At 36.0% G+C, this 23,130-nt stretch carries 17 protein-coding genes; 7 read left to right on the plus strand and 10 right to left on the minus strand.

Going from position 1 to position 23,130, the window contains the following annotated elements:
• Positions 1-15: 15 nt before the first annotated feature.
• The 3 genes from FLS47_RS10650 to FLS47_RS10660 form a co-directional block, all read right to left on the minus strand.
• Complete coding sequence (locus FLS47_RS10650; RefSeq protein WP_149914354.1) at positions 16-3,210, minus strand: SusC/RagA family TonB-linked outer membrane protein; 3,195 nt, start codon at positions 3,208-3,210, stop codon at positions 16-18.
• Positions 3,211-3,434: 224 nt separating this feature from the next.
• The gene (locus FLS47_RS10655; RefSeq protein WP_223225232.1) at positions 3,435-4,478 is read right to left on the minus strand and encodes a dipeptide epimerase; all 1,044 of its coding nucleotides are present in this window, start codon (positions 4,476-4,478) and stop codon (positions 3,435-3,437) included.
• Between the two features lie 22 nt (positions 4,479-4,500).
• Positions 4,501-5,715 carry a C40 family peptidase gene (locus FLS47_RS10660; RefSeq protein WP_223225233.1) on the minus strand — a complete coding sequence of 405 codons (1,215 nt, stop codon included), beginning with the start codon at positions 5,713-5,715 and terminating at the stop codon, positions 4,501-4,503.
• 119 nt (positions 5,716-5,834) lie between these two features.
• Here FLS47_RS10660 and msrA point away from each other — a divergent pair, with 119 nt between their 5' ends.
• The gene (gene msrA / locus FLS47_RS10665) at positions 5,835-6,350 is read left to right on the plus strand and encodes a peptide-methionine (S)-S-oxide reductase MsrA (protein WP_149914356.1); all 516 of its coding nucleotides are present in this window, start codon (positions 5,835-5,837) and stop codon (positions 6,348-6,350) included.
• Positions 6,351-6,391: 41 nt separating this feature from the next.
• On the opposite strand, the gene FLS47_RS10670 is transcribed toward msrA, so the two are convergent.
• Positions 6,392-9,055, minus strand: coding sequence for a DNA gyrase/topoisomerase IV subunit A (locus FLS47_RS10670; protein WP_149914357.1), 2,664 nt, complete (start codon positions 9,053-9,055; stop codon positions 6,392-6,394).
• 252 nt (positions 9,056-9,307) lie between these two features.
• On the opposite strand from FLS47_RS10670, the gene FLS47_RS10675 reads away from it, so the two are divergent.
• Entirely contained in the window at positions 9,308-9,940 is a 633-nt protein-coding gene (locus FLS47_RS10675; RefSeq protein WP_223225234.1) for a sterol desaturase family protein, read from the plus strand.
• Positions 9,941-9,997: 57 nt separating this feature from the next.
• Here FLS47_RS10675 and FLS47_RS10680 read toward each other — a convergent pair whose 3' ends face one another.
• Positions 9,998-12,061 (minus strand): heavy metal translocating P-type ATPase, encoded by a 2,064-nt coding sequence (locus tag FLS47_RS10680; RefSeq protein ID WP_149914358.1) that lies wholly within the window; start codon positions 12,059-12,061, stop codon positions 9,998-10,000.
• Positions 12,062-12,253: 192 nt separating this feature from the next.
• On the opposite strand from FLS47_RS10680, the gene dinB reads away from it, so the two are divergent.
• Complete coding sequence (gene dinB / locus FLS47_RS10685) at positions 12,254-13,423, plus strand: DNA polymerase IV (protein ID WP_149914359.1); 1,170 nt, start codon at positions 12,254-12,256, stop codon at positions 13,421-13,423.
• Positions 13,424-13,426: 3 nt separating this feature from the next.
• Here dinB and FLS47_RS10690 read toward each other — a convergent pair whose 3' ends face one another.
• The 4 genes from FLS47_RS10690 to FLS47_RS10705 are packed head-to-tail and all read right to left on the minus strand — an operon-like array spanning position 13,427 to position 17,103.
• Positions 13,427-14,116, minus strand: coding sequence for a L,D-transpeptidase family protein (locus FLS47_RS10690; RefSeq protein WP_149914360.1), 690 nt, complete (start codon positions 14,114-14,116; stop codon positions 13,427-13,429).
• A gap of 35 nt (positions 14,117-14,151) precedes the next feature.
• A complete protein-coding gene (locus tag FLS47_RS10695) occupies positions 14,152-14,718 on the minus strand; it encodes a pentapeptide repeat-containing protein (protein ID WP_149914361.1) in 567 nt (188 codons plus the stop codon).
• Positions 14,719-14,725: 7 nt separating this feature from the next.
• Positions 14,726-15,298: a Crp/Fnr family transcriptional regulator gene (locus FLS47_RS10700; protein WP_149914362.1), complete on the minus strand. Its 573-nt coding sequence runs from the start codon at positions 15,296-15,298 to the stop codon at positions 14,726-14,728.
• Positions 15,299-15,345: 47 nt separating this feature from the next.
• Positions 15,346-17,103: an RluA family pseudouridine synthase gene (locus tag FLS47_RS10705; protein WP_223225235.1), complete on the minus strand. Its 1,758-nt coding sequence runs from the start codon at positions 17,101-17,103 to the stop codon at positions 15,346-15,348.
• A gap of 77 nt (positions 17,104-17,180) precedes the next feature.
• On the opposite strand from FLS47_RS10705, the gene FLS47_RS10710 reads away from it, so the two are divergent.
• Entirely contained in the window at positions 17,181-18,143 is a 963-nt protein-coding gene (locus FLS47_RS10710) for an aldo/keto reductase (RefSeq protein ID WP_149914363.1), read from the plus strand.
• A 12-nt stretch (positions 18,144-18,155) separates the two neighbouring features.
• Positions 18,156-18,626 carry a Dps family protein gene (locus FLS47_RS10715; protein WP_149914364.1) on the plus strand — a complete coding sequence of 157 codons (471 nt, stop codon included), beginning with the start codon at positions 18,156-18,158 and terminating at the stop codon, positions 18,624-18,626.
• Positions 18,627-18,666: 40 nt separating this feature from the next.
• Here FLS47_RS10715 and FLS47_RS10720 read toward each other — a convergent pair whose 3' ends face one another.
• Positions 18,667-19,074, minus strand: a complete 408-nt coding sequence (locus FLS47_RS10720) for an RDD family protein (RefSeq protein ID WP_188347413.1) — start codon at positions 19,072-19,074, stop codon at positions 18,667-18,669.
• Positions 19,075-19,241: 167 nt separating this feature from the next.
• On the opposite strand from FLS47_RS10720, the gene fabV reads away from it, so the two are divergent.
• Together fabV and FLS47_RS10730 are read left to right on the plus strand one after the other, a co-directional pair.
• Complete coding sequence (gene fabV, locus FLS47_RS10725) at positions 19,242-20,444, plus strand: enoyl-ACP reductase FabV (RefSeq protein ID WP_149914366.1); 1,203 nt, start codon at positions 19,242-19,244, stop codon at positions 20,442-20,444.
• A gap of 151 nt (positions 20,445-20,595) precedes the next feature.
• Positions 20,596-23,130: a TlpA family protein disulfide reductase gene (locus FLS47_RS10730; protein ID WP_149914367.1), complete on the plus strand. Its 2,535-nt coding sequence runs from the start codon at positions 20,596-20,598 to the stop codon at positions 23,128-23,130.

Raw genomic sequence — 23,130 nt, forward strand, 5'->3', positions numbered from 1 at the left:
AAATAATTTCTTAGATTAAAAACTAAAATCAATTCCAAATGTGTACGTTTTAGCAATTGGCGTTTGCCAACCTCTAGTACTGTATTGATCTACTTCAGGATCAGCAATTTTATATTTGCTGAATGTCAATAAGTTTGTTCCGTTAAAGAATAATCTCGCATTACTTATTTTTACATTATTAAGTACTGAAGCTGGTATAGTATATGCGAAAATTACGTTCTTAAGTCTTAGGAAGCTTGCATCATACAAATGTCTGCTACTTACCTGGTTGACATCTTCTAAGTCACGACCAGTAATAACTGGATAGGAACCAGATTGTGTTTCCGGATTCCATGTATTCTCTACAAAGTCTTGTGAGTGCATGCGTTCCCAGTAATAACCGTCATCAGCTACATCTTTATTAGCTCCATCGTACAAGTCACCACCAATTTTGTAATTGAAATTAAGACCTAATGAAAAGTTTTTGTAATCTACATTAGAATTAATACCTCCATAAAGCTTAGGTATAGCGTTACCTATTACTACACGTTGAGCTTTTGTATATGCGTATGTAGCACCACGTCCATTGTATTCGAAGTCGCCATTCGCATTGTTAGGATCGTTAACATACCATACATTTTTACCATTAGTCTGATCTACACCTGCCCACTCAAGTCCGTAGAATGCAAGTGTTGATTCTCCTTCACGATAAATGAAACGAGTTCTTGCATCACCACCAGTCGGGTCATTCCAAACTATTTCTTCTCCATCATTTAATTTAATTACTTTTGAAGATAAGGTTGCTGCATTAACACTTAACGACCATTTCCAATCGTTTTGATTAATAATATCCGATCCAAGTAAGATTTCAAAACCTTTATTGTTGATCTGACCTACGTTCTTAGTTGAAGAACTAAATCCTGTAACTAATGATTGTGGTACACTTTGTAATAAATCTTTCGTATCACGGTTGTAATATTCTACTGTACCAAATAATTTATTATTAAATAACCCAAATTCTAAACCAAATGTTGTATTATAGTTAGTTTCCCAAGTCAAATTAGGATTAGGTGAGTTAGCTAAACCACCACCTGGCTGTTCCATATATTTATTGCCATAGGTCGCTAATGCTCTCCATGCATTATTACTTCCTGGTAAAGTACCATTCACACCATATGAACCTCTCAGTCTTAAACTGTTAATTTCTGCGATGTTTTCAATAAAACTTTCTTTTTTAATATTCCAAGCACCACCAATTGACCAAAAATCTCCCCATCTAACTTCAGGACCTAATTTTGAAGATCCGTCTTTACGATATGAAGCTGATGCGAAATATTTCTCGTCAAAATTGTATTCTACTCTAGAAAGTGCAGAAACCATGCTATTGCCCCAACTGTAAGCTTGTGCGTCTAATTTACCAGCTGTAGCAACAGTATAAAGCGAGGAACTTGGTAAATCTCTACCAGTGGCACGAATGTAATCGGTATTGTTTTTTTCAGCCTCAAAGCCTCCTAAGATACTTATATTGTGGAGTCCAAATGTCTTATTGAAATTGACGGTTGTACTTGATACAAGTTTTGAAAAATCAGTAGACATTTCATGTACGACACCTTTGTCCGATAATCCGTTGAAATGGTTTGCGGTATAATGAAGATGATCTTTTGTCAAAGTTCCATCATACGATAAAATTGTTTTCACCGACAATTCAGGAAGTAGCTTTAATGTTAAATATGGGCTAGCTGCAATCCTTTTAGTTTGTCCATAATTGTCCCATTCATTGTTGTGATAAACCAAATTTTGCGCTAAAGATCCAAATCTTCCCGTAATTGGTTGTCCAGTTTTATAGTCGGTTGGGTGATAAAGTCCCCATAGTAGATTTCGACTTTGCATCAATGGGTTAGTTCCTAGATTTCTAGAGTCATTTATACCTGTCAGGTCTGTCAATGCAAAAGAAACATTGGCTCCAAACTCTAATAATGAACCAACTTTTTGTGTTAAATTGACACGGCCATTGTAGCGACTATAATCATTTAAGTTTATTCTACTTTTGTCTGTTGTGTAACCAAGTGAGGTGAAATATGAAGTGTTGTCATTTCCGCCACTAATGGATAAATCATTTGTGTTAAATTTACCTGTACGGAAAAGCACTTTGTCCCAATCGAAATACTTACCTTCTCTGTTTTCTATACCGTCAGTCTTTCCTTTTATAGTTACATGTTCATACATGGAAATACCTTCGGTGGTTAATTCATAACCATGCATACCGAATCCATTACTTGTAATTGGTGCCCCCGTCCCCCAGTTGAATGAATTAAGTCGAAGAAGTGCACGTCTATTTGCTTCTTCTGCTGAGAAACCTGACGCAATGCGAGAATCATACAGGATACTATAAAGCATATTTACTTGATCTTGCACATCTGCTTTCTCGTAATTATCAGTTGCCCACTCTGGACTAACAGCTAAAGAACTTTTAAAGTTTATTTTTGCAGCTCCAGATTTTCCTTTTTTCGTGGTGATAATTATTACACCATTTGCTGCACGTGATCCATATAATGACGCTGCCGCTGCATCTTTTAGTACAGTTACGCTCTCAATATCATTTGGATTTAATGTATTCATTACATTATTAGAAGATCCTACATAATCTGATAATTGTGAGTTCTGTCCAGATATTACGGGTACACCATCAATTACATATAATGGTTCATTGGATGCAGTCATCGATCCAATACCTCTAATACGGATGCTTGTGGATGATCCGGCCTGACCAGAAGGCGATGTGATTTGTGCGCCAGGTACTTTACCAATTAAAGCATCTTGAAAAGAAGTTACAGGAACATCTTTTATATCTTTAGAACCAACTGTACTCGCAGATCCAGTAAAGTTGCTTCTTTTTGTTGTACCATAAGCCACGACAATTACTTCGTCAAGTTCTTGATCAGTTGAAGATAAGGAAACGTTAACGGTCTTGCGTCCAGATACTTTTATTTCTTGCGATACATATCCAATCGAAGAAACAATAAGAGTAGCATTCTGATCTGCATTCAACGTAAACAATCCGTTGGCATTAGAAGTTACCGCGACATTGGTGCCCTTGATGCTTACTGTGACACCTGATAATGGCGTACCATTTTGGTCTGTGATTTTCCCTGCTATTGGGATTTGCTGGGCATTTACAACTTGTAGTCCACAAGCCATTATGCACATGGATGTGAGTAGATGTTTATTCATAATTTTGGTAAAGGAGTTATAAATAAATATATATAATTAAACCTAATTTTTAGAATTATTTTTCAATTTATTTAGCAAAACATTTTTTTTATTGATTTATAATCATAAAATCTGTTGTTTTGCAGAATATATGTTTTCATTATTAATAATTTAAAGAATCATTAATAAAGTCGGTAGATTAAATTAAAATACCAAGCTTTTGTTAGCTTGGTATCACTTGTATTTTATTTCTTCAAAATTCCAATTCCTGGACGATCAGGAAGTATGCATTTTCCATTTTCTACGGTCATGCCATCAAAGATGTCATTTCCAATTAATAAGGCTCCATCTAAGTCTGCCCAATCGACTAATGGCCCTAGTTGTGCCGCTGCTGAAATAGCACATGAAGTTTCTGTCATACAGCCCAACATAACTTTCATATCTAATGAACGAGCTAATTCTGCCATCTGCTTTGCTTCACGCATACCTGTACATTTCATCAATTTGATGTTGATACCAGTATAAACGCCCTGTAACTTCGGAACATCGATTAAACGCTGGCACCCTTCGTCTGCAATAGTCGGAATTGGCGAGCGCTCGGTTAACCATGCATTTTCATCGATCATTTCTTTCGGCATTGGCTGCTCCAAGAAAACAACATTTTTTTCCTGTAGCCAATGCGCCATTTCTAAGGCTTGTTCTTTATTCTTCCAACCTTGATTCACATCTGCACATAAAGGAACATCAGTCACCGAACGAATCGTATCGATGATCATTTTGTCCGTGTCTAATCCTAATTTTACTTTCAAGATTTTAAATTGATCCGCTTCAGCTACTTTTTTACGAATCATCTCTTCGGTATCAATTCCAATAGTATATGAGGTAGGAGGAATCAGATTTGGGTTTAATCCCCAAATTTTGTAAAACGGCTGATTCATGATTTTTCCTAATAAATCATGCAATGCAATATCCAAAGAAGCTTTTGCTGCGGTGTTCTTTTCTGCTATTTGATCGACATAGTACAGGATTTCGGCAGTTTCAAATGGAGAGGAGAATGACGTTAAATCAATTTTTCTTAAAAATTGTGTTACGCTCTCTTGGGATTCACCCAAATAGGGAGGCATGCTTGCTTCACCATAACCAATAATGCCATCGTATTCCAACTCTGTCAATACAACCGGAGTAGTGGTACGGCTAAATGATGCGACGGTGAAAACATGACGCATCTCTAGTGTATATGGTCTGAATCTTAACGTAAATTTACCCATTCGGATAGATTCGAAATTCATTGTGTTCATTGCTAGATTTAGGTTAATTCGTGTAAGCCTTGTGTTCTTTTATACTTTTTATTTGCGGATCTTGTGACCCGATATATCTTTTTGCTGATACTAAAGTGCGTGTTTGAAAATCATCGTAGTTATTTGCATTCTTTAGCATCGAATTAATACGAACAGTTCCAGCTGAATGGATAAATTCGCCATTGCCAATATATAAAGCGACATGCGTGATTCGCGAAGTTTTGCCTCCAGCAAAAAATAATAAATCTGCAGGTTTTAAGTTTTTCAATGCTAATGCTTCGCTAAATTTTCCATTTTGATCTACAATTTGAATTTCATCGCCTACTAAAACTTGTTGAGATGCGTCGCGTGGAATCACATAGCCATTCATGTAAAAAGATGTTTTTGTAAATCCACTGCAATCTACACCTTTTACAGATGTACCTCCCCATAAATATGGTAAACCCATCATACTTTTAGCACTGTTGATAATGTTTTCGGCAGTAAGGTCGCGAGTTTTTAACCAATTATCGAAAGTGATGGCTTCGTCTTTTGGAATAAACGCTATTCTTCCATCGGGATATTTTACCTCGTAGAAATTTTTGTTTTCTTTTGTTAACGTAAGGATATTACCATAAACTAAATCCGATACACGAATACTTGTTTGATCAGGTTTGGAATATGATTTACCAAATTCATTTGTGTAGATCAATTTTGGTGATTTTTGCCAATCAACAAACGTTAAAGAATCCATAGCTGTCACCGAAGATGTCGGCACCCAAGCTATGTAACCTTCTGGAGTGCGTACGCGATAATCGCTTCTAGTCTTCTGCAACAGGTCTACTTTTGTACCTAATAATACTTGTGTAGCTAACTCTTCACTATGTCCTGGTTTGCTACGCAAATTGGCTACAGAAAGCTGTATGATACCTTGTTTTTTATCCTGAACTGATGTATCAGGAAGTAATTGATATTTTATATAAGGTGAAAATTGTTCTAATTCTTGCTTTAGAATAGGTAACACCTCTTTCTCCGTCGTCTGTATAGTGTATTTATTATTTTTGATGTCAACATTTATTAACTCTAGCAGTTTAGTTCTTTTGTCCGGTGCAAACTTTGGTTTGTTAGACTCTATGGTTTGAAGAATGGATTTGTAAATAGTAGAGTCGTTTTGCGCATTAGCTAACTGTATGCTTCCCAAGTAAAAGGCAAATGGTAAGCAAAAGTATGTAAGTGTGTTTTTCATCATTAAATAATTGTAACGCCTAAATTAACATAAAAAAATGCATAAAATGGCAATAAATATTGTGTTTTGTTAAATGTTTTTGCGTTTTTTGTTTTATAAATAAGAAATAACGTAAAAAATATATGAAAGCGACATTTGGTGGTGGATGTTTTTGGTGTACCGAAATCATATTTCTAAATACAGAAGGAATTAATTCAGTATTACCAGGTTATATGGGAGGTAAGAGAGAAAATCCGACCTACGAACAAGTGTGTTCGGGAGCTACAGGTCATGTAGAAGTTGTTCATTTGGATTTTGATGAAACAAAAGTTTCGTTTGAGGATTTGCTTGCAGTTTTTTTTAAGACACATGATCCTACAACCTTGAATAGACAAGGAGAGGATGTAGGTACGCAATATCGTTCGATGGTATTTTATCATAATACTGAACAGAAGGAGCAAACGGAGAATTTTATTAAAGGTTTAGCAGAGGCAAATGTTTATGATGATCCAATTGTGACGGCAGTAGAGGAAGCTGTGACTTTCTGGCCAGCAGAAGATTACCATGTAAATTACTTTAATCGTAATCCTGAAAACCCATTTTGTTCGGCAGTGATTGCGCCTAAGCTCACAAAATACCTAAAAACTTTTAAGAAGTAAATAAACAACAAACGGCTAGAAAAATTTCTAGCCGTTTGTTATTAGAACAATCCGATTTGTCCGTCATCGCTTATTTGGATGTCGTCTGGATTGGTTATTTCTAAGGAGATGGGATTATCAGAACTTTCTGTTGATTGTTCTTCTTCTTTTTCCTGTTTCGGTGGATTAGTAAAGTCAATATCTTCTGTAAGTGCTTTTACAGATTGTACATTGTGGAATGATAAACGATTTCCTTGAGCTTTTATCTTTTTGATGTCTATCAATTCATTCAACGGTTGATCGATAATTTCTTCCACTTGCGATTTACCTTTCAATTGTTTGATTTTTACAACTGGATTTAAATTATTCGTCAATAAAATCAATTTAGAACCTGGTTCTTCGTTAATCAACGACACACGTTTTCCGATTTGTATATCATCAAAGACAAAACGTTTTACATAGTATGCACCTGATTTTCCATCTTGATGAATCGCAGTATAAACATGTTCTGGATAATGTTTTTCAATACGAATCATTTTCTCATCAAAATGATTGCTTAGATCGAAATTCGAAAGTTCGTAAGTCCCGTCCTTGAATACCATTAGAATTTTGTCGTCACCGTCAAATTCACCCAAAAATTTGCCTCTTTCGTCCGCATTCAGACGTTTTAATACATCGTCATACCAAATTTTCCGACCTGCCAATGTAGAAACACCTGCACTTTTAAACGTGATTTTTTTGACTGGATATTTAGAAACTAAATTACCCATCGAACCTTTACCTTTGATTGCTATCTCCGCAAAATCTAGATCAAAAGTCACTTTACGCAATTTCGTGTGGGGTTTTAATTGTACAGTCACTACTTCCGCTTCCCCATTTGGATTCGCTGTGAAATACAATAGTTTCGAACCTTTTGTTTCTTTGGTTACGTCGTATTCTTTTTCACGTGTAACAGCCGTTACCGCGAAACGTTTGACATACGTATTACCCTGCGTACCGTCACGATATATAGCGTTATAAATAGTGCGTTCGTCGCCTTTCTTGAAAACAGCGACGTGAATAATGTCTTTGCCGACAAAAACTTTGTCTTGAACTTTTACTACGCTGTATTTTCCGTCTTCACGGAATACGATGATGTCGTCAATATCCGAACAATCCGTGACGAATTCGTCTTTCTTCATGCCCGTTCCGATGAATCCTTCCGCACGATTTACGTATAGTTTAGCATTCGCAAGAGCTACTTGCGCAGCTTCTACCTTGTCAAATACACGAAGTTCGGTTTTGCGTTCGCGACCTTTAGCATATTTATTACGCAGGTATTCGAACCAATCAATAGCATATTCCGTTAAATGTTTCAAGTTTTTCTTTACTTCCTTGATTTCATCATTTAACGTCTTCATTTGTTCATCCGATTTTTTAACATCAAATCGCGTGATGCTACTCATCGGTTTGTCGATTAGCTTTTTGTAATCTTCAGGTTGAATTTCTCGGTAGAACTGATCGAAGAAAGGAGTGAATAATGTATTTAAAACTTGAACAACGGTATCAAAATCGCCCGCATTTTCATAATCTGGATGTTTGTACATCCCTTCTTGGATGAAAATTTTCAGTAGGGAATTGAAAAATATTTTTTCTTGAAGTTCGTTAAGACGAATTTCTAATTCTCTCTTTAGAAGATCTTTTGTCTGTAAGGTGTTTTCTGTCAAGATATCATTGACACTCATAAAATGAGGCTTGTCATCTTTGATCACACAGGTATTGGGCGAAATAGAAGATTCACAAGATGTAAATGCGTATAAGGCATCAATGGTCATATCTGGAGAAATACCTGGCGCAAGATGAATCATGATTTCTACATCTTTGGCGGTATTGTCTTCAATCTTCTTGATCTTAATTTTTCCCTTATCGTTTGCAGATACAATACTTTCAATCAAACTTCCAGTAGTCGTTCCATACGGAATTTCAGTAATGGCTAAGGTTTTTTTATCACGCTCCTCTATTTTTGCGCGTACGCGAATCTTTCCACCACGCTGACCTTCATTGTAATTCGACACATCCGCAAATCCTCCTGTCGGAAAATCAGGATATAAGTTTGGTCGTTCACCTTTTAATACTTGAATAGACCCGTCGATTAGCTCTATAAAGTTATGGGGCATAATCTTCGTCGCCAAACCCACGGCAATACCTTCTGCTCCTTGAGCCAATAGCAAAGGAAATTTTACAGGTAAAGTGATAGGCTCTTTGTTACGGCCATCATAGCTCAATTGCCATTCTGTGGTGTCCGGATTAAACACAACATCGTTGGCAAATTTGGACAATCTTCCCTCGATATAACGTGGAGCTGCTGCCGAATCTCCTGTCTCTGGGTCACCCCAGTTACCTTGGCAATCGAGTAATAAATCTTTTTGACCCAATTGTACGATGGCATCACCAATAGAGGCATCTCCGTGTGGATGATACTGCATGGTGTGACCTACGACATTGGCTATCTTATTGAATCTTCCGTCATCTTTTTCTTTGAAAGAATGCAGAATTCTACGTTGTACAGGTTTAAAACCATCATTTATATGCGGTACAGCACGATCCAAAATTACATAGGAAGCATAATCCAAAAACCAATTTTCATACAGTCCCGAAAGAGGGATAGTATTACTTGCTTGTTCGTTTTCAGGCGATGAATTATGATCTTGACTGTTATCTTCTGGGTTAATCGTTTCGTCAATCATCTATATTGTCTTATTTGATTGTTATACGGATTCAAGTTTTTGAATTTGGTAAAATTACGAATTTCTCTTTAATGCGTGCCATAATTAAAAATATATAAAATCTGACTAATATTCTTTATTGGTCAAAAAGTACAAAATTATGACAGGGATTATGCACTTGGGTTCAAGAGTAGAACTTAATTTTGTCGCTGTAATATTGAGAGGTGAATACCTTTTAGTAATGAGTTATTTATTATTAAATGTTTATTCTGTATGGCAAAGAGAAATTACGTTTCAAATTCTACCGAAAGTACGCGAATGTTTAAAAATGATTTTTTGGAGTCATTGACGAAGGTACATTATTCAGTTCCGCTAATTTTCTGGATACCCGTTATTATTTATTTTATCCGTAAAGCTTATGTTGTCGGAGAGATGAGTGGTTCAGCGGTGTTTGGATATTTTTTATTTGGATTAGCATTCTGGACATTGGCTGAATATGTTTTGCACAGGTGGGTTTTTCATTTTCATCCTAAAAGTGAGTGGGGTAAGCGTATTCACTTTATATTTCATGGCGTACACCATGATTTTCCAAAAGATCGTTTGCGTTTGGTAATGCCTTTGTCGGCAAGTATCCCTATGGCGACTATTATCTATTTGATGTTTTATGTATTCTTTGCTGAATTTACGTTGGCTGCATTTTTTGCTGGATTTCTGTTTGGTTATTTGATTTATGACGAATGCCATTATGCGATGCATCATGCTAATTTCAAGTCAGGATTTTTCAAAAAGATTAAAGATCATCACATGCTACACCATTATTCGGATCCTGAAAAGGGATTTGGGGTAAGTTCTGCCTTGTGGGATAAAATATTTGGGTCTGGATTTTCAAAGAAAGAAGCAAAATAAGAGCAATTTGCTATTGCTCTTATTTTTTACCCATGTGTGTGATTCTAAGAAAATTTATTATGATGGAATTTTGTTGTCTTCATAAGATTTGAAGTTTGATTTTTGAATTCTTATGGCATTCAATATTGCAAGTAATGAAACTCCCACATCGGCAAATACCGCCTCCCACATGGTCGCTAATCCGCCTGCTCCCAAAATCAAAACAGCTGCTTTTACCACAAAAGCTAATGTAATATTCTGCCAGACTACACGTTTGGTTTTCTTGCCTATTTCTATTGCTAAAGGAAGTTTTGAAGGCTTGTCATCTTGAATTACCACATCGGCTGTTTCAATAGTAGCGTCCGATCCCAAACCACCCATCGCTATTCCTACATCGCTTAATGCGACTACTGGCGCGTCATTTACACCATCACCGACAAATGCTACAGCTTGATTTTTGGATTTAATTTCTTTGACTTTATTGACTTTGTCTTCAGGAAGCAAATCACCATAATACTGTTTGATACCTAATTTTTCTGCGACATGCGCTACTACGGAGCTTTTATCTCCACTCAACATGGTGCTGTGGACATTTAACTTTGCCAACTGTTGGATTGTATAGGTCGCATCTTCTTTGATTTGATCCGCAATAGTGATGTAGCCAATATATCTATGGTCATAAGCAATAGCCAATGTCGTATATACTATCTGTGTAGGATCTGTATCGTAACTTACATCGTATTTATCCAAAAGCTTAAAATTTCCAACTAAAATTTCTTTGCCCTCAATCAAAGATCGAAGACCATGACCGGGAATTTCTGTTGTTTCTTGAATCTTGATTGCATTATCCACTTCGCCTACATATTCATGAATAGCTGTTGCGATGGGATGTGTACTATGGCTTTCTACAGCATTAATCAATTTTAGCATATAATTTTGATCAATAGTCGCATCGAAGTTTATTTCTTGTACTTTAAAGACACCTTCTGTCATAGTTCCTGTTTTGTCCATGACGATGTGTTGAATATTTGCTATAGCATCAAGATAATTGGAACCTTTGAAAAGTATACCATTTTTACTGGCAGCGCCAATGCCTCCAAAATAGCCAAGTGGAATCGAAATGACTAAAGCACAAGGACACGAAATCACCAAAAATACTAATGCGCGATACAGCCATTCGTTGAATACATAATTGCTCACGAATAAAGCTGGAACCAAGCAAATCAAAATTGCTAATACTACCACTATGGGCGTATATACTTTTGCAAACTTGCGAATAAAAAGTTCTGTAGGTGCTTTTTGTGCTGTTGCATTTTGCACCAACTCCAATATTTTGCTCAACTTACTGTCTGCGTATGCTGTAGTTACCCGAACTTGAGCTACTGTATTGAGGTTTATCATTCCTGCAAGAACGATTTCACCTTTTGTCTTGCTGTCAGGTTTACTTTCTCCTGTCAAGGCAGAAGTGTTAAAAGTAGCTGAATCTGATATAAGTTCTCCATCTAAACCTAGTTTTTCTCCAGGTTTTAGTTGTATTATAGCATCAATAGTTGCCTTGGTCGCAGGAATAGTTTTAGGAAATCCATTTTCTAATACAGTCACTTCATCGGGACGTTGATCCAAAAGTGATTGTATATTCTTTTTTGCACGTGAAACAGCCATCGTTTGGAATACTTCACCTACAGAATAGAACAACATTACAGCTACTGCTTCGGGATATTCTTTAATAGCGAATGCACCTACAGTAGCGATTGTCATGAGCAGAAATTCTGAAAAAAAGTCGCCTTTTATGATGCTCACAAAAGCATCTTTGATAACTGGAAATCCCACTATGGCATAAGCGAATAAATACCACATAAATCGTATTGTGCCAGAAAACCAATCTTGAGGTAACCAATTGTCAAAAGCTATTGCTGAAAGTAAAAGCAAAAATGAAAGTAGAGATGGTAAAAAGAGTTTAAATATATTTTCACTCATGTGACTGTGGTCGTGACCATCATGCTCGTCATGTGTATGACTGTGAGTATGCTCTTGGGGTGATTTCTTTAACAAATCTTCCGAATTTGCATTCTTATATATTTTGGCAGTTTGCGTGCAGCAGAGTTGTTCGCCTAATTCATTATATGTGTGTTCATGTGCCATATTGTAATATTTTTCACATTAAATGTGACTTTTAGGTTTGGCGTTGATAGATTTAAATATAGCTAATCTTTTCTGAATATTGTGTGTGTCCAGGCAAAACTTAATAATTAAGTCATTTGAATATTTTACAATTTAGTTAGTATTGCTTGCTAATATTTTTAGTAATTTTGAAGCCTAAGTTTGGAGTAAAAAATGAATTGGCAAGATACAAAGCGTTTTGTGGCACATTTGGATTTGGATACTTTTTTCGTGAGTGTTGAGCGATTAAAGAACCGTGAATTTGTGGGTAAACCGCTTATTGTAGGAGGTTTGAGTGATCGCGGTGTGGTCGCAGCATGTAGTTACGAAACTCGAAAATTTGGAGTACACAGCGCTATGCCGATGAAGTTGGCTTTACGTCTTTGTCCGCATGCGATAGTGGTGCGAGGTGATTCGGATAGTTATAGTTATTATTCGCGCTTGGTGACGGATGTGGTGTCGGATACCGTCCCTGTGATGGAGAAGGCGAGTATTGATGAGTTTTATGTGGATTTGACAGGAGTAGATCGATTTTTTGGCTGTAGCCAGTTTATGATTGAACTCAAAGAGCGCATTCGCAAAGAGTCTGGTTTGCCGATTAGCTATGCGCTTGCTTCCAATAAATTGGTCAGTAAAGTAGCTACAGACGATGCCAAACCTGATGGTCGAAAGGAAATAGCGCATGGCTTAGAGAAATCTTATTTGGCTCCTTTGCATATCGAACGAATGCCCGGGATAGGGCAGAAGACTTCCGCACTGCTGCAACAAATGGGGGTAAGGACGATTAAGGTGTTGAGTGAAATCCCAGTGCCGATGATGCAAAATTTGTTGGGAAAGAATGGAATAGATTTATCTCGAAAAGCTAATGGTATTGATCCTACACCTATTGTGCCATACTCCGAACAAAAAAGTATTGGTACGGAAGAAACATTTCAACAAGATACGATAGATTTAAAATTTTTGAACAGTGAGATTATCCGCATGACCGAGAAGTTGGCTTTTCAATTGCGTCAAAGTGGGAAATTGACAGGTTGTATTACGGTGAAGTTGCGGTATTCAAATTTTGATACGGTGAGCAAGCAAATGGTGATTTCATATACAGCTTCGGATGCGGTATTGATTCGAAAAGCCAAAGAGCTTTTTGCTAAATTATACGAAAAACGGATGTTGGTGCGATTGATTGGCGTGCGTTTTAGTCATTTGGTGTATGGTTCGCAACAGATTAATCTTTTTGAAGATACCGAAGAAGCTGTTCGGTTGTACCAAGCCATGGATGCAATGCGTAATCGCTTTGGCGAAGAAGTGGTAAAGCGCGCGATTTCAGTTCCTAAGCCTAATAAGTAATGTTTAATAAGTAAACTGATATTTGTTATCTACAACCTTAAAGTCAACTTCCTTTTTAGATTCTTGAAATAAAAGATATCCTTTTTGGATATTTTGCCAAAAAGCATAGGTTTCCTCATCTACTTGTGATTTGTAGGTGAGCATATTTTCTTCAGTCATTTCAAAAGGAAAGATATAGACTGGAATTTGTTGTTGTCCAGCATCTTTTGCCCAAAGGGCATACAGGTAAATTTCTTTCATGAGATTATCCGTCATTGGGAGACAACCTACAGTTTCGCATTTGCCATGAATAAAAATATCCGAACCTGTATAATGATGCGCTAAGTCATATGGATTTGGATAATCTAAACCTAATGATAGATAGAATTTACTTTTGGGGTTAAAACGATTGATGCTATAAAACCCTTCTGGAACTTGCTTGTCGCCTTCGGCTTTTTTTGGTCCTAATATTCCAGAGCGTGCACAAATTTCATAGTGTTGTATAAGTTTGTAATTTTCTTGGCTGGTAGATTTTGCAAATAAATCTAGCCTGTCCAAATCTTTGTAAGCAACGAAAAGAATATTTAAATCTGCACGATCCAACTGGTGAGTTTTAAGATTTTCTTGCACAAGTTTACCTTTTTGGGTTAGAGCAGTTTGGATGCGGTCTTCTTCCTGAGAATTGGATGTAGGTGTATGGCAATTTGTAAGCATAAAACAGAAAATCGGTACAAATATTAGAAGCTTCATCAAGTGATACGTAATTTATATTTTGTCAACAGATTAGGAAGACTTTGTATAGAAAATTTTGCGCTAGCGACACGATTTGCTTCGGGATCAAGTTGGAAATTATATGCTGTAGAAAAATCAGCTTTCTCCAAATTACTTTGATAAAAAGTTGCACGTTGCAAATCGCAATTGTCAAAAATTGCTTCTTTTAATAGCGTGCTTTCAAAATCTACTTCGTGTAGACGGCAAGATTTGAATTTTGTTTTATTAATTTTCAATCCAGCAAAAGAACAATGGTCGAGTATGCTTTCTACAAATGAAAAACCAATATTGAAAAGATTTGCTGTGTGAAATTGTAAACCCAATATTTTGCAGTGCATAAACTTGCAATCTTGAAACATTGTGTTTTCAATTTTAGCTAAACTTAAGTTACAATTCTCAAAAGTGCAGTCAATGAATTTTATTCCGTTTAATACTGTAGCTTCAAAATTGCAGTGTTCAAATCGGCAATATTCATATTCTGCAATTTCAATGCTTTCTTTTTGAAAGTCTATTTTCTGAAATGATTTATCTTCTATTAAGTTCATTCAAAATTTATAAATAAGCCACTTCTTTGCGAATACGACTCAATGAAGTGTCCGTAATACCTAGATAAGTTGCAATATGTTTTAATGGTGCTTGTTTGATGATCTGTGGTTTCTCCTGAATTAATTGCAAATACCGTTTGGAAGCAGGCTCGGTGATAATTTCTGTTGCTCGTTTTTTGCTCAAATATAATTCATAAGACATCCAAGCGCGCCCCCATTCGCGCATAGCGGGTATTTTGTGAAACAATTCTTGAAAATCGTCATAACTAATCTTGTATAAACTGCAATCCGTCAAACATTGAATGTATTCTTGGGAGGGCACTCTTGGGAAAATCGATGCTACATCAATTACGACTTCATTATTTCCTTTAAAGTCTGTTGTGATTTCATTGCCTTCATAATCGTACAAATAAGCACGAACTAATCCCGACTCGATGATATAATATTCATCTTGAATTTTTCCTTTTGAGAGTAACAATTCTCCCTTATGGGCTGTGATTTTTTGATGTGCTTGTGCAATTAACTCAAAATCTGATGCTTCAAATAGCGGATGTTGGTAGACTTGTTTGAGGATGTCCATTTTTAGTTTAAAATAATTCCTTTACAATTTAGGAAAAATCCTATAAATTAAAACGGGTCTGCTACTTCAAATTCAATTATTTGCTTTGTCGTGGGATGTACAAATTGAATGTATCCTGCGTGAAGATGTAATCTATCAGCTCTTTTTCCATACAAATCATCACCTACAATCGGCGTATTCAATCCTTTGTTGTGCGCGGAATGCACTCGCAATTGATGCGTTCTTCCGGTAAGTGGAAAATAGTGAATTCTTGTTTTACCATTTTCAATTGCTACGACGTTGAATTTTGTTTGGGCAGGTTTTCCGTACTCGTAGCAAACAACTTGTCGTGGTCTATCTTCTAAATCAACACGCAAAGGCAAATCAATTAGTCCTTCTTCTGGTGTAATAATGCCATCTAATAATGCCGTATAACGCTTTTGAATGGTATGCTGTATAAACTGATCTTGTATAAATTGATGGGCTTCCTTGTTTTTTGCAATAACCAAAATTCCCGAAGTCGACATATCCAATCTGTGAATGATGACGGGACCTGTTATTTCTGGATTTCTTGTCAGAATACGTGTTTGCACACTATCTTGGACATTTATTCCTGGAACAGAAAGAAACTCTGCGGGCTTGTTTACCACAATAATATCGTCATCTTCGTAAATAATTTCGATATCGACATCAGAGGCTGGATTTTCTAACATTGGGTTCGGATCAACGTCCAACCCTTGTAGCATATGTCCCAAGATTGGTTCACATTTACCGCGGCAAGAAGGGTAGAAATATTTGTGCTTACGAACCTCTGAACCCAGAGGAGCACCCCACCAAAATTCTGCTAAGCAAATAGGTTTTAGATTATGGAGATAAGCATACTGTAATAATTTAGGCGCAGCACATTCGCCTGCGCCTGCAGGTGGCAACATTTTTATAGCTTCTTCAAAAATATCCAACACCGCAAGTGTTTCACCTTTAGCATTTAAGAAATGGTATTGATCAAACAATCTATTTTGCAGATTTGATGATTTAGATTTTCTACTTTCTTTCTTTTCTTCTATCTCTTGAATCAACAGATTCAGCTCATTTTCTATAGCAGCTAATCTATTTTTGCAAGTGATTTTCAACACATCGTATTCGTGCTGGTCACGGTAACTTTGTTTGATTAAATCTTGTTCTAATTCTTGATAAGTATCTGCGTCTAACACTTCTTTTTGTGCAGTACGAGTGGATTTACGTTCGGCTTTATTCTTTTTGTGTAAGGCGCGTGCTTCCGCGAGATCTTGCTCATTTTGCTTTTTGCAAAGTTCGGCTTGCTGTTTTAATTCTGCAATCTTTGGATTTCTCTCCAATTTTTCAATTTCGCGATTTAACGCATTGATAGTTGCTTCTTCGAGTAAGAAAAATCCTTCCGGATCGAGCATATCAAAAATCGGCGGAATAAAATAGCGGTGTTGATTTGTGCCGGCAAGTTTTCCGGAACAAGCCGCGAGGTAATTCAATTTTCCTTCTTTGTCCTCCACAACCAAAACGCCAAACATTTTACCAATTACTAACCCTTCTTGACCATCATTCAATCCAAAATTGTGGTCAAAGTCTTGCTGCGTCTCTAAATACTGCTGAACTTCCTCAGCGGCAATGACGCTAAGCGGATGCGGTTCGTAGCAAAAAGGGAATGTGAATTTTTCGGGTTTTGCAATGGAAGTAATATCTCGTCGGAATGTATGTAAAAATGGAGTGCTCGAAGCCATTGTTGTCATTTGTTGAACCACAAAATTACTAAGAAAAATCCATTGCTGAACTATTGAAAATGGGTTTTTCATTATGACAATTTTATGTCTTGAAGTATTGTATTTTGGGTATGATAATGGCTAAATTAGAGCTGTTAAAGCAACTACTTATGGCATTTGAGAAAGTACAATTTGGACAATCAGACTTACAAATAATCCCTTTAATTTTTGGTGGAAATGTATTTGGATGGACATTAGATGAGCAAGATTCTTTTGAAATTCTGGATGATTTTATTGACAATGGTTTTAATGCGATTGATACGTCCAATAATTATTCCCATTGGGTGAAAGGTAACACGGGAGGGGAGTCCGAAGCCATTATTGGTAATTGGCTTTCGAAAAAAGGAGGTCGTGACAAAGTCGTTTTGATGACAAAAGTTGGCGGAAGGTTTGGTTATGAATCAAAATTCAACGTGCAAGGTGCATATATCAAAGAGCAAGTGGAACATTCGCTTCGTCGTTTCCAAACCGACTATATCGATGTATATCAAACGCACTATGATGACGAGGTGACGCCTATTGAAGAGACTTTGCGCGCATATGAGGATTTAGTCAAGGAAGGCAAGGTGCGTTATATAGGTGCTTCGAATATCAGTCCAGAGCGTTTAGTGGAAAGTTTGGACTTGGCGACGGCAAAGAGTTTACCAAGTTACATTTCTTTGCAGCCTGAATACAATTTATTCGATCGTGCAAAATTTGAAAATCTTTACCAAAAATTAGCATTGGAAAAGCAGATAGCTGTTATTCCATATTATTCTTTGGCGAGCGGTTTTTTGAGTGGGAAATATCAGTCCAAAGAAGACTTTAACCAATCTGTTCGCGGGAAGGGAATTCAAGACAAATATTGGAATGATCGCGGAAGAAGAATTGTTGCGGCACAACAGGAACTTGCCGAACAATATAATGTTTCACCTTCGGCTATTGCTTTGGCTTGGTTATTGGCTCAACCATCCATTACAGCACCAATTGCTAGTGCGACGAAGTTTGAGCATACAGATGCCTTTGTTGATGCGCTCTATATCAAATTGGCTGATGAAGATATTCAAAAATTAAATGAAGCAAGTACATATTAAAAGTTATACATTATGAAAACAAATATTGGAATAAAAGAGAAGGATACTGCAGCTGTTGCAGAGATTTTAAATAAATTGTTAGCAGATCATAACGTGTTATATACAAAAGCTAGAAATGCACATTGGAATGTTGTAGGTCCAGATTTTCATGCGCAACATTTATTTTTCGAAACAATTTATGATGCTTTGGCTGAAACTATCGATGAAATTGCAGAACGCGTACGTGCCATTGGGCATTATGCTGTAGGTTCTTTAAAAGAATTTTTGGATCTAACGCAACTTTCAGAGGAAAAACCAGCAAAAAATGATAGCCAAAGTTATATCAAAGCACTATTGAATGATTTCGAAAGTATTATCATTTCTATTCGCGGAAATATAGAAACAGTTGAAAAACATGGCGATGCTGGAACGGAAGATTTCTTAGTCGGCATTATGGAAACGCATGAAAAAACAGCTTGGATGCTAAGAGCGCATTTACAATAGAAAAGAGAGGTACATCCTCTCTTTTCTATTGTAAATAGTTTTATTTTTTCGCTTCTATCATTACAGTGCCTGCAGCCATATCGTGCAGCGCACGTCTTCTGTCATCATTATGTATCGTTAAAAATGAAATCCATCCCAAAAGTACCTTTACTATAAAACGAATAAATGCCTGAAAAAAATTAATTTTACTATCCAAATCTTCATTCTTTCGGACATTAATTCCTTTGATTCTATTTCCAATTGTACCACCTAAAGTTTGTAAAGTTGGTTCATATAAAATGAAAACAAATAGTAAAGCAAAACCTCGTAGCCAATCAGGAAAGTTCATTGAATCGCTGATTTGAGAAAATACAAAAATTAAGATCATAATAACACCAAAGTCAATGACACTAGATTGAATTCTGGTTAGCAAAGTGGGAAATTCGCATTCTTCTTGTATTTCTTCCATATATTTAGGTTTTATATTAATAAGATTTGTAAATCTAACATAGTAACTTTCTATTAAGTTAATGTATTTAATTTCATAGGTGGTGATAAATTTAAATAGCATAATCCCCCAAAATTCCGTTAATTTGTAGCTTCATTAATTTGTAAATAACCTTACAACAATATAATATGATTATTCAACCACGTGTAAGAGGTTTTATATGTTTGACGTCACATCCGGAAGGAACGGCGCAAAATATCAAAAACCAAATCGAGTATGTAAAATCAAAAGGAAAAATTGCTAATGGACCTAAGAAAGTGCTAGTGATTGGCGCCTCTACAGGCTTCGGTTTGGCATCGCGTATTTCAGCGGCATTCGGATCTGATGCAGCGACAATTGGTGTATTTTTCGAAAAACCAGCTGCACCAGGCAAACCTGGTACTGCAGGATGGTACAATTCTGCTGCTTTCGAAAAGGAAGCGCATGCAGCAGGTCTTTATGCAAAAAGTATCAATGGTGACGCATTCTCAGACGATGTGAAAGCGAAAACTATCGAATTGATAAAACAAGATTTAGGACAGGTGGATTTAGTTGTGTATTCATTAGCATCTCCACGTCGTACGCATCCTAAAACGGGTGTGGCTCATGCTTCAGTTTTGAAGCCTATTGGTGTGCCATTTACGGATAAAACAGTAGATTTCCACTCGGGTGTTGTATCTGATATAACCATTAATCCAATTGAGAATGATGAAGATATCGCGAATACAGTAGCTGTAATGGGTGGTGAAGACTGGAAATTCTGGATCGAAGAATTGAAAGCTGCTGGCGTATTAGCAGAAGGTGTTAAAACTGTTGCATATTCCTATATTGGCCCTGAATTGACATATCCAATCTACCGTAATGGTACGATTGGTCGTGCAAAAGATGATTTGGAAGGTACTGTTCCTGCATTGAATGATCTTTTAGCTGATCTTAATGGTGTATCTTATGTTTCTGTTAACAAGGCATTGGTTACACAATCCTCATCCGCTATTCCAGTTGTTCCTTTGTATATTTCATTGTTGTATAAAGTGATGAAAGAAAAAGGTATTCACGAAGGTACAATCGAGCAAATGCAACGTTTGTTTGCGGAGCGCTTGTACACTACGGATGGCGAAGTTGCTGTAGATGGAAAAGGCCGTATCCGCGTGGACGATTGGGAAATGCGCGAAGATGTACAAGAAGAAGTGGCTAAATTGTGGAAGCAGACAACTACCGAAAATCTAGAAGAAATTTCAGATATCAAAGGTTACCGTGATGAGTTTTTCCACTTGTTCGGTTTTAACTTCCCTGAAGTAAACTACGAAGCAGATTCAAACGAAGTAGTTAACGTACCAAGTATCGAAGGATAATTTCGATAATAAATTATTTGCAAAAGGTCAGTAACATATTGTTATTGACCTTTTGTGTTTTAATATGTTAACATGCTGTTAAATACCTTGTATGATTAGTGTTACTGGAAAAATTTCTCCTTATATTTAATATACTAATCAATTTTATATTATGAGAAAACTTCTGTTACTCGTATTTGTGTTTTTAAGTCATCAAATAAATGCGCAAATTCCAAAAGATTTACAAGGATATTGGCAATTCAAAGTGGATAAACCAGGTGATTGGAATGGGTTTGAAATTGGGGAAGATTATATTGAAAGTTTCTATCAAATCTATAAAGTAAGATCAGTAGAAAAGATTGATGGTAAGATTTTATTGGCATTGGATGCTCCAAATAATATCGTCTATGAGTTTCTAGAAAATGCTGGTCCACAACGGAACGTGAAAATTAGTACACGTAAAGATACCATTTTATGTACTCAGTTTGATCGCGATCCAGATATAGACTATATAAAGATTGAAGAATCATCCCTTACAAGAAACAATTGGTTGAACAGCAAAGATCTTAAACAGAAACTGGTTTTTGATAGTAACTCTTTGCAAATAGGAAGCGATATATGGAATATAAGATGGTTTGGTAAATATAAACTCAATAATGAATACCGCACATTGGTGGAGCACAATGGTATTAAGCGATTATTATACCTATCTCCAAACAAGAATTCGTTAAAAATGGTGTACGATATGAAACCCCATTTTTATTCAAAAGAAGGACCATTTCCTGCAGTATATGATTTCATCGGCAATTACTATGACTCCAAGTCTAATGATTGGAAATACGGATTTTTTGAAGAATTTGCATTGATAGAAGGGCAAACAGCTTTTTATAATACTGTTGAAAAAAGGGCAGATGGTTTTAAAGTAACTTTCTTTGATAAGAAGAAATATAAACCAATACATATAAAAGTTATAGATAAGAAAATTATAATCGACAAAGTAACTTATACTAAAGTCGACAAATTCCTGCCAAGTTATTCAGGAAAAGATACATCTTCTTTCTATGACTCAAAGTTTTCAAAATTAGATACGGCTATCATTTCTGGATATATCCGTAATAATAATTCAACAGATCCATTTTCAGTTGGCGTGAATAATTGGTTAAATGGTGAGGCTGAAAATTTTTATGGCGATGTAGATGAGTACGGCTTTTTTACAGTTAAGGTTCCATTGTATAATACTTCACAAGTATTTATCGATTGGAGAAGGTCAAATATTACAGATGTTTTAACTCCTGGCGAAAAATACTTTTTATACAAAGATTTGTCTACAGGTGAGACTATTTTTCAAGGAAAGAATGCACGTTTTCATAATGAGTTAGTAAAACATAAGAATTACACATCTGGAAACAATATTTACCCAAAGACAACTCAAGCTTGGCAAGCTAAAAATAATTATGAACGATCACTGAAAGATACCTCATATTTGTATCTGAAATTAGCACAATTGGATAGTTTAAGAAAGATAAATTTAGATTTTTTGAATCAAAATAATTTGTCTAATCGTTCGAAGTACTTTATCAATAAGGAAACCGATTATACTATAGCTAGAGATTTAATGCAGAAAAAGTTTCAATTGAATTATCAGACCAAAGAAAAATTTTCTGAAAAATACATAAATACAGTCAAAAACAATTTCTTCGATCACAATGTTGTGCCAATAAGTCTTATACGCGATAATCAGATTTTTTTAAGAGATTATTTGGATTATCAGAGCAGATTTTTGGATATAGGTAATGACGTTCTTTATCATGATGAAATTGTTGTAAAATTAATCAATAACGGCGATATAGAAGCTAATGCAGAATTGAAGAAATATGCAGCTCTCAATCTGAGAAAAATTTTAAAAACGATATCTGATCAAGACTCCATTGAGTTTAGTAATTTTATTAAGCAAGACTCATCTATTGTAAAGAGATATTCTAGTTTGGTTGCCGAATCTAGTGAATTAATTGACAATGCAATTTCACAAGAATTTCAAGTTGTGCGTCATATAGAAGCATATGAAAATATTGCGCCGGAAGTTGTTAAGAATCTATTTTTGTCAGAAAATATACTAAGTTTATTCAAAAATAGACCAATTCCATTATCAGATAAAAATTTGAAAGACTTGACCAAATCTATCAGTAATCAATTTTTAAAATCACAAATTGTTCTCGAGAACGAAAAATTGAAAAAAATAGCTTCTGGTGAACTTAAATATGCAGATAATCTCAAAAATACAGATCATCTGAAAGAAGCAAAAGATGCGGACAAGATAATTGCAGAGATCTTGGCTCCCCACAAAGGTAAAGTGGTGTATATGGATTTCTGGGGTACTTGGTGTGGTCCTTGTGTGGCAGAAATGGAATATGCTCCAGCAGCGAAAATGGCTGTGGCGGATAAGGATGTCGTATTTATCTATATGGCAAATAGTACACCGAAGGCAGCATGGGAAAATTTTATTAAAGCCAAAAATCTTGAAGGTGCAAATGTTATACATTATAATCTGCCATCGGAACAACAGTCTATGGTTGAAAGAAGATTAGAGATTAATGGATTTCCAACTTATATGATATTCGACAAAGAAGGAGGTTTGGTAAATAATCAAGCTCCGAGACCTAGCAATTTAAACGCTTTAGTAAAGGAAATAGAAAAATTGTTAGAATAA

This window comes from Sphingobacterium cavernae, from assembly GCF_008520265.1.
GTDB classification, from domain to species: Bacteria; Bacteroidota; Bacteroidia; order Sphingobacteriales; family Sphingobacteriaceae; genus Sphingobacterium; species Sphingobacterium cavernae.